The organism is Hominimerdicola intestinalis (genome assembly GCF_054655215.1).
The window spans coordinates 24930-38603 of sequence record NZ_BAAHNZ010000006.1; the positions used below are offsets into that span (position 1 = coordinate 24930).

Below are 13674 nucleotides of genomic sequence, written 5' to 3' on the forward strand. Positions count from 1 at the left end.
TTATACTACAATATTCCATATTATTTCATCATATATAACAAAAATACGCTAGTATTATTGACAATCGAATTGTTTTAAGATATAATTAAAAGGTAATAAAAGGCGCGGTATATTATTTGAAATAACAGTTTCCCAAAGAAAATAATTCCTGAACAATTGGTGATTTTAACTTAAACGCAAGCTTTTTTTAGTCATAATCACCAAACTTGAATAAAGATTCAGAAAAACTATTGACAAATGTGCATGAAGTGAGTATAATGTAAATATAGTTAAGACAGGTTAGAAAAGACTACAAGACTACATAAATATTTCGTTATCTGTCTTATTCGGTACTTTTAATTCTTAAACAAAGATACCGAGTAAAAAGGGAAAGCGGCATGAGGACGAAAATTCTCAGAGCTTTTAATAAAATCAAATTTATATTATGGAGGGATTTTTCTATGAAAAAGTCACAGAAAGGTTTTACTCTGGTTGAACTTATCGTGGTAATTGCCATTATCGGCGTTTTGGCAGCTATCCTCGTACCTTCAATGATGGGTTACGTTAAGAAGTCCAGACTTAAGACCGCTAATTCAAATGCAAAGTTGGTTTATACTTCAGTTTCAACTTACAAAGCTGATCAGCTTTCAATGGGCAAAACAGTAACTTTACCTGCAGATGTTTTTGCTTGTAGTACTGATTCTTCTTCAGACAAGGTTATTCACGAAGTATATAAAGCTCTTTCTGAAAATGGTGAATCTTCTGGTATTGCTTTTGTAGGCAGTACGACAATTAACGGCACAAGTGATGCTTTATTTGCTCAGTGGACAGCAAATACCGGTGCTACAAAGGACGGTACAAACTACATTATAGGTCAATATCCTAATCCATTTGATGATGTTGATGAATCTGAAGGAGTAAAATTCGGTACCTATAAGTAATCTCATATTATTGCATATTATAAGATGATAGTATAAAGAGAGTCAGTAAATTTGGCTCTCTTTATATTTTAAATTTAGGGAGGCAACCATGGTTTGGTATTTCTATGAAACAAATACATACTATAAAAAATAAATTTAACAATTTAAATAGCAGGTTTGATAATTATACACGGACTATTAATCTTGGGGACTATTTCAAATATTTTTTTGGCTATTTAATGCTAGTAATACCACTATTTCTCATTGGCAGTATGATGTTTTTGATATATTACTCAAAGACACTAAATACACTTATAAATGGTGAGGACTTTATTTCAAAAATCAACACTTTAATATTTTATTCATGTCAGCATAACTCTGTTTCATTTATTCTTATTATTGCAGCACTTATGATATTTTTTCCAAAAAAGGTATCTGTCATAATATATAGTTTGATTTATTGCTTTTTTTATGTATATGCTATAGCTCAATATTGTGTTTATATTACTACCGGTTCAATGTTTAGGCTTAGCATAATTTCCGTAATGGGTGAAGGTCTTCAATTCAAAGAAGTAGTTTTTCAAAATTTTGGGTGGATAAAAATTACATTGATGATACTTGTGTTGCTATTATCAATTGTATGTATTATTATTTATGCTAAAGTAACTCCTAAGTTAGAAGGAAAACTGTATATAGCTACTTTGCCAGTATTATTTCTTATTATTGTTTTATCTTCAATTTCTATTGGTACATTTAAAGATGAATTAGCTGCTAATAAAGATATTGACAACAGTAATTTTAAATATTATACTTACGATACATTATCAGATGTAGAACAAGCCTATAAATCTTCAGGTATTTATCATGTGTTTTTTCGCGATATATATCTTACCCTAAAAAGTAATATAACTGACGATTCTCAGGAGCAAATAAACGAAATAACAGCTTATCTTAATCAAAGATCTAATCATGACGCTAATTCTATGACAGGAATTTTCAAAGGTAAAAATTTAATCGTTGTACAAATGGAGAGCATGGACTACCGAGTTGTTAATAATCAGGTCTGTCCGAATATTAGTAAATTAAGAAAGGAAAGTATTGACTTTTCTAATTTTTATACTTCAAGAATGGGCGGGGCAACGACCTTTGGTACGGAGTTTTGTATAAATACAGGACTATATCAACCATCTGGAACAAATGCCGCTACTTATTTCTCCGAAAACCATTTTCCTTATTCACTTGCTAATCTTTTTAAACGGCTAGGTTATAATGCAGAATCTTTTCATTATAACGATGAGTATTTTTACAACAGAGGTAAAAATCATATAACTTTGGGTTTTGAAAAATATAATTCATTTATGAATTATACCAATGATGAAACAGCTATAACTTTTGATGATTACCTATTAAAAAATCAAAAATTGTGGAGCGATTTTATAAATAATAATGAATTGCCATTTTTTAGTTATTTAATTACATATAGCGCTCATGTACCTTACGGGTTAAACGACAAAATATACCTTGAAGCACTGAAACGTCACCCGGAATTAAACGATGAATCAATAGATGAAAACTTGAATATTTTTAGATTAAAAGCAAGTATAACTGACGATATGGTAGGTAATTTGGTTGATAAACTTGACCAAGAAAATCAGTTGGATAATACAGTAATTATTTTTATAACAGACCATCAAGCATACGGTTGTAATAACACCAAACTCGCACAAACTGATTCAAGAATTAATAATACTCCGTTTTTTATTTATGCCAAAGGATTTCAATCAAAAAAAGTTGAAAAGGTATGTAATACAAGTGATGTTCTTCCTACAATCTGTAATTTGTTTGATTTAGATACCGATTATAAATATTTAGGTCATGACATTTTTGACGAAGAGTATGATGGATATGCGTATTTTCCTGATTTATCTTGGATTAGCAATAAAGCGTATTACAGCAAAGGAAATATAATTGATCAATATACTGACAATATAACTAATGAAGAAATCAAAGAAATGAATGATAAGATTATTGAAATTATTGACATAAACAACAAAATTTTATTTACTGATTATTATAATAATTAGTTTTTGGGCAGGATTAAACCTGCCCATTTTTATTTTACACAAAAAATAAAAAAGGACGGCATAAAACCGTCCCTAAACAACATATTATTCCGCAAATAAAGCTGTAGATAAATATCTCTCTCCCGTATCCGGAAGCAGGGCAACTATTGTCTTTCCCTTGTTTTCCGGACGCCCTGCAAGCTCCGCCGCCGCATAAAGCGCAGCTCCGGACGAGATCCCGACAAGAATACCCTCCGTTTTCGCCATAAGATTTCCCGTCCTTAAAGCGTCCTCGTCCGATACCCTTATGACCTCATCATATATCCCAGTATCAAGTACCTCAGGAACAAAGCCCGCTCCGATCCCTTGGATCTTATGTGGGCCACCCCTGCCCTCCGAAAGTACCGGAGAATTTTCCGGCTCGACTGCAACTGTTTTTATATTTGGATTTTTAGATTTAAGATACTGCCCTACTCCCGTTACAGTTCCTCCTGTTCCTACTCCCGCAACAAAAATATCTATCTTTCCCTCGGTGTCCTCCCATATCTCAGGGCCCGTGGTTTCAATGTGTACCTTAGGGTTAGCCGGATTTACAAACTGCCCCAGAATAACCGAGCCTTCTATTTCAGCCCTAAGCTCCTCAGCCTTTGCAATAGCGCCCTTCATGCCCTTTGCACCCTCTGTAAGCACTATCTGCGCCCCGTAAGCCTTCAGCAGATTTCTCCTTTCAACGCTCATAGTTTCCGGCATTGTAAGAATTACCCTGTAACCCTTTGAGATCCCTACCGCCGCAAGACCAATACCCGTATTCCCCGAGGTCGGCTCAATAATGGCTGAACCCTTTTTGAGTAATCCTTTTGCTTCCGCATCCTCTATCATTGACTTGGCTACCCTGTCCTTAACGCTTCCCGCCGGATTGAAATACTCCAGCTTCGCAAGCAGCGGCTTTTCCAGTCCCAGCTTTTCACTGAGCCTTGATACCTCAACCAAAGGCGTTCTTCCTATCAGCTCGGAAACATTCTTATAAATTTTAGACACAAAAATCATCCCTTTCAAAATTTAACTGCGGCAAGCTTCTGCTGCCTAAACATCTCAGCCGCTTTCAATAATAAAAGACTGATCCGTTCTTTACAAAGCCTTGAGTACAGCCGCAATAGTGTATGTTTTTACTATACATCATAATTCCTACTTTGTCAATAGGATTAATATGTATTTGTCAATTATGCACAAATAATTACCTAATGATAGCGCCGATTCTGTAAGTTTCTCTAAAAGCAAAGCCTGCTTGCACAAATGTTCCACGTGGAACATTTTATTTTAACGTATATTCAACGATACAGTAAGACCTGCCGTCTGTATCTGACAGCTCGACAGCAGTAATATTATCCTTTGTATAAACCTTGGGGATAGCCGTATCAGAACGCTTCAGCGGCATTTTATATTCAATTCTGATACGGCGTGCTTCTGCGTTTTCCGCAAGATATTCGTCTGCTATATCCGCATATCTTGCATTATTTACATGACGGTTCATATCTATGTGACATTTCATAATATTCACAGGCTCAAAGATCTGCGGCTCGGATTCAGGAAGTTTTATCTTCCGCGGCAGATATTCCATATCGGTTCTCGGATAAACCTTTACTCTGTCTATAAGCTCCTGCGGTACCTTTCTGGGACGCTGCGTTTCATTATCCATAAAAGCGCCTGCGGCAATACTTCTGACAAGCGTTTCCCCGTTTTCTCCGTAAATTATTGTATTTCGGTAACCGTACATTCTTTTAAGCTCATAGGTCCATGTATTTATTTTAAGCTTTTCCCCGTAAATCGGAAGCCGCTCAATATCTATCTGCCTGTAGATCAGGAACATTATACAATTTTCCGCTTTGAAAAACGGCGCCATTACAGGATGTGACTCAAGATGAAAATTACTGCAGTCCTGAAGAATATCAATAAGGGCGCTGTTTCTGATTTTTCCGTCTTCTCCTATATTGCTGCAATATACCGTTCTTTCCATTTCAAACATAAATTACCGCTTACAGCCTGAATATTCAGACATAAGCCCGCCTCCCTTTTGTTTTATAATATTTTAAACAGTCAAGTTTTCCTGCAATCATTAAATCCGATAAGCAGATCATATAGCTGATGATAATTAGCTATATTTGTACTGTACCAAATAGTTCTTGTTTTTCCATAGCTTCTGAACTTTATTTTTACGCTGCTGCCTTTTTCCCTGACCTTCAATATTTTATCGATCCTCCATGCAATGGCAGGCACCTGTTCCTTTTCGATAATGTAATAGCAGTAAAAGTAAACGGGAAAATAATCAGCCATTACCCGTATAGATCTATGTGCTTCAAAATAATTGATAACTTCTACATCTTTTATATAATCCGGCATTATTCCGACCCCACCTATTTCCCCCGTCAAAAGAGCCGCCGCTTTTGATAGAAAATTGATCTGCTCATTGCCGCTCCTGCGCATCTGCGAATAAAGCTTACGGAAGCCTCGAAGCTTGTAATCCGTTATCCACAGCCTGCCGTCCAGATCTGAAACAAACTTATAATCAATAATATGATTTTTAGCCGTCTGTAAATGCACTACCCAGGTCACAAAAACCACCGCTGCCACCATAACGGCAGTTATTGTCCAGCCGACGGCCGATTTACTTAAATTCAAATCAAGGGATACAATTATCAGTGTCAATATCAATGTCAATAACATAATCACCGCCACAGTACCCCATACAGTGGCAAGCATATGATTAAGCTGCCTGCTTCCCGCTTTATTGTTATCCGTATCAAGCTCCCATACCTGCATATTATGCCTCCCATATACAATGTCGGAAATAAACAAAAAGCATTATGCTTAGACTTAAACACTTTTCCAATTAATTATACTCTTAAAACTGCATAAAATCAAGTAGCCAAATTTGTATATAATTTTATCAAAAGCCCTTGAAATATTTTGTATTATGTAGTATAATATAAATTATGCTTTAATACTTTAAAGGAGATTTAGTTATGTTTTTTCAAAAGGATATTGAAACTATGCCCCGAGCTGAAATCGAAAAGCTTCAGCTGGAGCGGCTTAAAAGACTTGTAAAATACTGTATGGATAATGTTCCGTTCTATAATAAGCGCCTAACCGAAGCCGGCGTATCCGCCGATAAAATAAAGACGCTGTCGGATATTCAGTATATTCCCTATACCACAAAAGCGGATATGCGCGATACTTATCCGTTCGGACTTTTTGCCGTTCCGATAAAGAAAATATCAAGAATACACGCCTCCTCAGGCACGACAGGAAAACCTACGGTCGTAGGCTATACCGCAAACGATCTTGATATGTGGGGAGACTGCGTTGCACGTTTAGTGACCGCAGTAGGCGCAAGCGACGAAACTATAGTTCAGATAGCGTTCGGCTACGGACTTTTTACCGGAGCGCTCGGACTGCATTACGGTCTTGAAAAAATCGGAGCAGCAGTAGTTCCGACCTCCAGCGGAAATACCGAGAAGCAGATCATGCTGATGCAGGATTTCGGTACAAATACCCTTGTATCTACTCCGTCTTACGCACAGTACATAGGAGAAAAGGCAAGGGAAATGGGGGTTATTGACAATATACACCTTAAGCTGGGACTGTTCGGCTCGGAGGGCTGCACTCCTGAAATGAGAGAACAGATCGAAAAGACGCTTAATGTATTCGCTACCGACAACTACGGAATGAGCGAGCTTATGGGACCGGGAGTTTCCGGCGAATGTATAGAGCGTGACGGAATGCACATAAACGAGGATCACTTCTATGCTGAAGTAATAAATCCTCAGACGGGGGAGGTCCTTCCCAGGGGCTCGGAGGGCGAGCTTGTTATTACAACTCTTACAAAAGAGGGTATACCAATGCTCCGCTACAGAACAAAGGACATTACCCAGATAAATTATGATACCTGCAAATGCGGCAGGACCTTTGCAAGAATGGCTAAGCCCAGAGGACGTTCGGACGATATGCTGAAGATAAGAGGAGTCAACGTATTCCCGTCCCAGATAGAAAGCGTGCTTATGGGCTTTGAGCAGATAGCTCCACACTATCAGCTGGTGCTTACAAGGGAAAACTGCGCCGACCATCTTGAAGTAAAGGTAGAGCTTTCGGACAAGTGCAGTCCTATCCTTGATAACTTCCCTCAGCTTGAACAGCTTCACAAGGATATACGCCACGGAATGAAAACCGTTTTGGGCATAGACACTAAGATCACTATTGTCGGACATAAAACCTTACAGAGATTTCAGGGCAAGGCTCAGCGCATTCTTGATCTGAGAAACAAATAATTCTTAATTGCAGGGGCGATAATATCCGCTCCTGCTGATTTATTGTCCGAGCTTATACTAAAAAATTATCTGATCATTTACTGCTGCTATAGGAGGAAATATGATTTTAGAAACAAGCCGACTTGCGCTTCGTGAAATGACCATGGACGATTACATCGAAATATCCGAGATCTTACAGGACAAAGAAACAATGTACGCCTACGAACACGCATTTTCGGACAGCGAAGTACACAGCTGGATAAACCGCCAGCTTGAACGCTATGAAAAATACGGCTTCGGGCTTTGGGCGGCGATACTGAAGGAAACGGGAAAGCTTATAGGTCAGTGCGGAATAACAATGCAGGACGCAGGCGGAAGAGAGGTTATGGAGATAGGCTATCTTTTCAACAGACGCTTCTGGCATAAAGGCTTCGCCTATGAATCGGCAAAAGCCTGCAAGGAATACGCCTTTAAAAAGCTTGACGCTCGGGAGGTATGTTCTATTATAAGAACCAACAATCTGCCCTCTCAGAGAGTTGCTATAAGAAACGGAATGCTTCCCCGAAGTATTTTTATCAAGCATTATATGGGAATTGATATGCCTCACATCGTATTTTCCGTCATAAACGGGGACGAAGCCTAAAACAAACAGCAGACAATAAAAAAGAGCGGATATGCTCCGCTCCGTAAGCTGCACTTTGCTCACATTAATTATTCGCCGCACAGCTCGTTTACTATTACAGAAGCCATAATAAGTCCGGCGCAGGAAGGCACAAAAGCCGTGCTTCCCGGGAGCAGCTTTTCACCCTCGCAATGCGGGGGTCTTTTTATTTCCTCACGGGAATAAACTACCTTAAGCTTCTTTACTCCCCGCTTTTTCAGCTCCCTGCGCATAACTCTGGCAAGAGGACAGACTGAGGTCTGATAAATATCCGCAACTTCAAGCATTTCAGGGTGGATCTTGTTGCCCGCTCCCATAGCGCTTATTATAGGAACTCCCAGCTGCTGACATCTTACCGCGAGGGAGATCTTTCCCGGCACAAAATCTATAGCGTCGGCAATATAGTCATAGCTCTTCAAATCAAAGCTGTCAGCGTTGTCAGGCGCATAAAACCTCGGTATCCCGATTACTCTGCAATCAGGATCAATTGACATTACACGCATTTTTGCAGCTTCGGTTTTCAACATTCCCACAGTATCCTGTACCGCGATTATTTGACGGTTGAGATTAGACAGCGCTACCGTATCGCTGTCGATAATATCTATCGCTCCTATACCGCTTCGGGCAAGCGCTTCGATTATATAACCGCCAACTCCGCCTGCTCCGAATACCGCCACTCTTTTGTCTGCAAGCGATGCTACCTTTTCGCTTCCGTATATAAGCTCAAGTCTTGAAAGCTGAGTTTCCATTATTCTTCCTCCCCGCAGTTTTCACTATGCTCCTTATTCGGGTCATGATCGTCATAAGTATCAAGGAAGTTATAACGCTTTCCCTTATATTCATATTCTATTACCGTCCGAAGATTAACGTTGTAAACACTCTTAAAAATATTGGTCTCAATAAACTCGTTGTCCTGCGCAAGTCTTGCGATAAGAGCCTTTATTTCCTGACGCTTTGAAAGCTCGCCCTTGTTTTCCAGCTTTGAATATTCCTCTGTAAAACGGCAGGCGCATTGTATAAACTCAAGGCCGTTGTACCTTGCCCAGTCCTTTATATGCTTTTCCCTGACCATATAAAGAGGGCGTATCAGCTCCATTCCTTTGAAATTTTTTGAATGAAGCTTAGGCATCATAGTCTGAACCTGTCCGCCGTAGATCATTCCCATAAGTATCGTTTCGATAACGTCATCAAAATGATGTCCCAAAGCGATCTTATTGCAGCCGAGATCCTGAGCGTTTTTATATAGATGTCCTCTTCTCATTCTGGCGCAGAGATAGCAGGGATTGCTGTTTACTCCGGCTACTATATTAAATATACGGGTTTCAAACATATGTATAGGAATATTCATAAGCCTTGCGTTGTCGATTATCTTCTGTCTGTTGGCCTCGTTATAGCCGGGATTCATTACAAGAAACTCCAGCTCAAAATGAGTATCGGAATACTTCTGCAAATGCTGGAGGCACTTTGCCATAAGCATTGAATCCTTTCCGCCTGAAATACAGACGGCGATCCTGTCCCCCTCATTTATCATTTTATATTCCTTTATTCCCATTACAAACTTGTTCCATATATCCTTGCGGTATTTTTTTATAATACTTCTCTCTATAAGCTGATAAGGCTCAAGGGTCCTTGCCATTTTACGCACTCCTAAACAATAAACTTTCCTGATAATTATACTATGAAATAACGCTTACGTCAATGGCGCAGCGGCAAAATATATTTAGACGCCCCGGCTTGACCCGTACTAAATATATACAAGTCTTAAAGTATTGTTTATAAATTATTATATTCCTCGGTTGAAAAAGCAATAAAAGTATGATATAATATAATAAATTAAATGCCGTATGCTTTTATGCAAAGCGGCATTTTATATTGCATTTTATAATATTAACTGGAGGTTTTACTGTGCAGAAAAATAATTATGCCGCCGATGAAAGACTCGGTACTGACAGCATATGGCGGCTGATGTTTTCAATGGGAATACCTACTCTTGTCGCTCAGGTAATAAATCTTCTCTACAATATAGTAGACAGAATTTATATCGGACATATCAAAGAAGTCGGAGCGACCGCCCTTACCGGAGTAGGACTTGCAATGCCGATAATCATAATTATTTCCGCATTTTCTATGTTTATAGGCGGGGGAGGACCTCCGCTTGCGGCAATTTCTCTCGGAAAGGGAGATCGCGAAAAAGCTGAAAGAATACTTTCCAACGGTTTTACGGTCCTTATTATTCTCTCAGTAGTTCTTTCAATTCTGTTTATGCTGATTAAGCGCCCGTTTTTATATATGATAGGTGCAAGCGACTCTACATTTCCGTATGCCGATGATTATCTGTCGATATACCTGCTGGGAACTGTATTCGTTCAGATAACAGTCGGACTTAACACATTTATAACCGCTCAGGGACGTTCTAATATTGCAATGCTATCCGTGCTTATAGGAGCTGTTCTGAACATCGCTCTTGACCCTCTCTTTATTTTCGTTTTTGATATGGGAGTACGCGGAGCGGCGGCAGCAACAATAATCTCACAGGCATTCAGCGCAGTTTGGGTAATAAAATTCTTGACCTCAAAAAAAGCTTCACTGAAGATAAACAGGAAATTCCTGAAGCCCTGTGCAGCTATAGTAAAATCCGTGGCGGCTCTGGGAATATCACCGTTTGTAATGCAATCGACTGAAAGTCTTATATCTATAGTAATGAACAGCGGACTCAAAAGATACGGCGGAGACCTTTACGTCGGTTCGCTTACAATAATGCAGAGCGTTATGCAGATAATGACTATCCCTATAACCGGCTTTGCCCAGGGTGTTTGTCCTATAATAAGCTATAATTACGGAGCCGGAAAGACTGACAGGGTAAGGCTGACGTTCCGCAGACTGGCTGCGCTTATGTTCTGCTATTCCTCGCTTATGGCGCTTACAGCGATCCTGTTCCCACGGATATTTGCCGAGCTTTTTACGAACAGCTCGGAGCTGATAGAGCTTACCGCAGGTATACTTCCGGTATTTGTTGCAGGAATGCTTATCTTCGGTCTTCAGCTCGCCTGCCAGAATACCTTTATGGCGCTGGGACAGGCAAAAATATCTCTCTTTATAGCTATGCTCAGAAAGGTCATACTGCTTATACCGCTGGCTCTTATCCTGCCAAGATTTTTCGGAGTAATGGGGGTTTACTATGCTGAACCGATCTCAGATATTGCAGCCGCTCTTACCTGTGGGGTCTTATTCGCTTTAAGCTTTAAAAAGATACTTGCCCGTGCCGAAACGGACAAATAATGTGAAAACAAACAGCTAACGGGAAGTCCTGTATCTCAGGGCCTCCCGTTTTTTTAGTTATTTTACTGTCTTGCTCCGCTTGAATCGAAAGTATATTTCTTTCCGTCGATAGTCTTTTCTGTATCAGTATACGGCGTTCCGTCATCACGGCAGTAATAATGCTGTGAATTCCACTTTATCCAGCCGCTTTTCAGATACCCGTTCTCGCCTATAACGTAATAAACGCCGTCTATATAAACAGGACCTCTAAGCATTACACCGTTTTCAAGAAAGTATCTTTTTCCGCCAATATCTGTCCAGCCGCTCTGCAGCTTACCGTCGCCGCTGAAATAAAAATCTATATCGTCTATTGTAGTCCAGCCGGAAGCTGCCTTTCCGTCGCCGCCGAAATAATACGTTCCCTCTTCAGTATTTACCCACTTGTCCGTTACCATTCCGTTTTTGCTCATATAGTACACCGCTCCGTTCTCGGTAAAAATTCCGTTTTCAAGGCGGTATTCATCATTGAAATAATAACGCTTTCCTTCGATCTCATGCCAGCCTTTTACCGCATAGCCTTCATGGTCAAAATAATAAACGTATCCTCCGGAGGACTTGAAATCTTCCTTTACCCAAAGCTCGTCTTCTTCATCTGTTTTCTTCTTGGCAAAACGCAGACCGTCCTCTGTTTCGACCAGTCCGTCGGCAAGCGCTCCGTCTTCTGAGAACGTGTATTCCTCTCCGTCGATAGTTACTGTACCTGTAGCCGCTGCACCGCAAAGTCCAAAATAATAACGCTTTTTATCAATAGTTTTCCAGCCCGTGGCTTTAATTCCCGTTTCCATATCGAAATAAAACTTATAACCTTTTATCTCATGCCAGCCTGTAACCATATGATTATACTCATCGAAATAAAGCTGATAAAAAAGCTCTTTTCCTATCTTTTTATATGCTTCGAGCATAAAGGCGTCATAAGTATCCTCGCCGTACTGCTCCTTTATTTCTTCAAGCCGCTTTGTTTCCTTCTCGGAAAGCTTGGCTTTTTTATCCGTCTGAGCTTTTAGCTCCTTGTCAAAAAGCTTCGAGTCGTTCTTAAACTGAATTATTTTCTTCTTTTCCTCAGCGCCGTATTTATATATTTTTATCCAGCCCTCGGCCGCATTATGCCCGATCGGATCAAAGTAATAGGTTTCGCCGTCCCAGTCCATAAAGCCGGATTCGACTACTCCGTCCTGACCGAAATAATAGGTCTTTTTATTTATCTCCTGCCAGCCTGATAGCAGTTTGCCCTTTTTATCAAAATAGTAATAATGATCCTTTATTTTTACAAAGCCTGTATCAGCCGCCCCGTTCTTGCCAAAATGATACTTGCTGCCGTTATCCTTGAACCAGCCTGTATCCATTACTCCGTCATCAGAAAAATGATACCGCTTCTTTCCTATAGTCTGCCATTTTTTTACCATTTTTAATTCGCTGTCAAAGTAATAGGTCTTATCACCTATCTGAGTAAATCCTACGCTGAAAGCGCCGGTGTCCTCGTCGGCATGCATATAGTCGCTTCCGTCTTTTTTCCACCCCTTGAACATTACGCCGTTATCTCCGAAGTAATATCGTTTTCCGCTTATATCCTGCCAGCCGGTTACCATATGACCGTCGGGAGCAAAATAATAAGCCGCTCCGTTTATTTCAAGAAAACCGATCGCCATTTCTCCAGAATTTTTAAAATAATACTGAATTCCGCTTATCTCCGCCCAGCCTGTTATCTTCTTTCCTTCGGCGTCGTAATAATAATCTCCGCCGTTTATCTTATTGAAACCAGAGTCAGGAAAGCCATGATCGTTGAAATAATATTCAATACCGTTAAGATTACATAATCCTGTTCTGAATATTCCCGATTCATCGGCAAAGTAATATTCCTCTCCGTCTATAGTAACGCGTCCTTTTACCATAACTCCCGACTTGTCAAAATAATATCTTTCACCCTCAAACTCCTGCCAGCCGGTAAGCATATAGCCGTTTTCGTCGAATAGATATGTAGAATTGCTTATAAGCTGCATTCCGGTTGCCCGGCCTTCCTCGCCGCTGATTATATAATATGTACCCTTATCGGCGGTATGCCAGCCGGGGGCATAATTTGCGCCGTAATAAAGATACCCGCCGAATGCCGCGCCCATTACTATAGTACAGGTCGCAGCAGCCGCTATTATCTGTTTCCTGCTTTTATCCGAAATTTTTTCACCGCTGTAAAGCTTTCCGCCGGTTACGGTACTCATATATCAAATGCCCGCGCCGTAAAGATCCGGAGCGACCGCTCCGCAGCGCAGACCTGCACCTGCCTTCCGTAATTAAAATATCCTAAAGCACATCTGTATTCACATTAAATTATACCATAGTACATCTCGTCTGTCAAACGAAAACAATGTGAAAACGCTGTGATAAAAATAATATGGCGATCACTGACATTCACAGATACAGACGTCTGAGCAGTTAAA

General features: G+C 40.0%; 11 protein-coding genes. 5 read left to right on the plus strand and 6 right to left on the minus strand.

Going from position 1 to position 13674, the window contains the following annotated elements:
• The first annotated feature begins 440 nt into the window (after positions 1 to 440).
• Complete coding sequence (locus ACYQ0H_RS06940) at positions 441 to 920, plus strand: type II secretion system protein (RefSeq protein WP_459812120.1); 480 nt, start codon at positions 441 to 443, stop codon at positions 918 to 920.
• Between the two features lie 524 nt (positions 921 to 1444).
• Positions 1445 to 2983, plus strand: a complete 1539-nt coding sequence (locus tag ACYQ0H_RS06945; protein ID WP_459812121.1) for an LTA synthase family protein — start codon at positions 1445 to 1447, stop codon at positions 2981 to 2983.
• An 84-nt stretch (positions 2984 to 3067) separates the two neighbouring features.
• On the opposite strand, the gene cysK is transcribed toward ACYQ0H_RS06945, so the two are convergent.
• From cysK to ACYQ0H_RS06960, 3 genes are all read right to left on the minus strand, one after another.
• Positions 3068 to 4000, minus strand: a complete 933-nt coding sequence (gene cysK / locus ACYQ0H_RS06950) for a cysteine synthase A (protein WP_459812122.1) — start codon at positions 3998 to 4000, stop codon at positions 3068 to 3070.
• A gap of 274 nt (positions 4001 to 4274) precedes the next feature.
• Complete coding sequence (locus ACYQ0H_RS06955) at positions 4275 to 4985, minus strand: acyl-[acyl-carrier-protein] thioesterase (protein WP_459812123.1); 711 nt, start codon at positions 4983 to 4985, stop codon at positions 4275 to 4277.
• Between the two features lie 71 nt (positions 4986 to 5056).
• On the minus strand, positions 5057 to 5779 hold the full coding sequence (locus ACYQ0H_RS06960; protein WP_459812124.1) for a hypothetical protein: 723 nt from the start codon (positions 5777 to 5779) through the stop codon (positions 5057 to 5059).
• 203 nt (positions 5780 to 5982) lie between these two features.
• Here ACYQ0H_RS06960 and ACYQ0H_RS06965 point away from each other — a divergent pair, with 203 nt between their 5' ends.
• Together ACYQ0H_RS06965 and ACYQ0H_RS06970 are read left to right on the plus strand one after the other, a co-directional pair.
• A complete protein-coding gene (locus ACYQ0H_RS06965; RefSeq protein WP_459812125.1) occupies positions 5983 to 7284 on the plus strand; it encodes a phenylacetate--CoA ligase family protein in 1302 nt (433 codons plus the stop codon).
• A gap of 100 nt (positions 7285 to 7384) precedes the next feature.
• A complete protein-coding gene (locus ACYQ0H_RS06970) occupies positions 7385 to 7906 on the plus strand; it encodes a GNAT family N-acetyltransferase (RefSeq protein WP_459812126.1) in 522 nt (173 codons plus the stop codon).
• 68 nt (positions 7907 to 7974) lie between these two features.
• On the opposite strand, the gene ACYQ0H_RS06975 is transcribed toward ACYQ0H_RS06970, so the two are convergent.
• The gene (locus ACYQ0H_RS06975) at positions 7975 to 8673 is read right to left on the minus strand and encodes a tRNA threonylcarbamoyladenosine dehydratase (RefSeq protein WP_459812127.1); all 699 of its coding nucleotides are present in this window, start codon (positions 8671 to 8673) and stop codon (positions 7975 to 7977) included.
• Positions 8673 to 9560: a tRNA 2-thiocytidine biosynthesis TtcA family protein gene (locus tag ACYQ0H_RS06980; RefSeq protein ID WP_459812128.1), complete on the minus strand. Its 888-nt coding sequence runs from the start codon at positions 9558 to 9560 to the stop codon at positions 8673 to 8675. The genes ACYQ0H_RS06975 and ACYQ0H_RS06980 overlap by 1 nt, the downstream gene beginning before the upstream one ends.
• A 329-nt stretch (positions 9561 to 9889) precedes the next feature.
• On the opposite strand from ACYQ0H_RS06980, the gene ACYQ0H_RS06985 reads away from it, so the two are divergent.
• Positions 9890 to 11203, plus strand: a complete 1314-nt coding sequence (locus ACYQ0H_RS06985; protein WP_459812212.1) for an MATE family efflux transporter — start codon at positions 9890 to 9892, stop codon at positions 11201 to 11203.
• Between the two features lie 62 nt (positions 11204 to 11265).
• On the opposite strand, the gene ACYQ0H_RS06990 is transcribed toward ACYQ0H_RS06985, so the two are convergent.
• Positions 11266 to 13455 carry an N-acetylmuramoyl-L-alanine amidase family protein gene (locus ACYQ0H_RS06990; protein WP_459812129.1) on the minus strand — a complete coding sequence of 730 codons (2190 nt, stop codon included), beginning with the start codon at positions 13453 to 13455 and terminating at the stop codon, positions 11266 to 11268.
• Between the last annotated feature and the right edge of the window lie 219 nt (positions 13456 to 13674).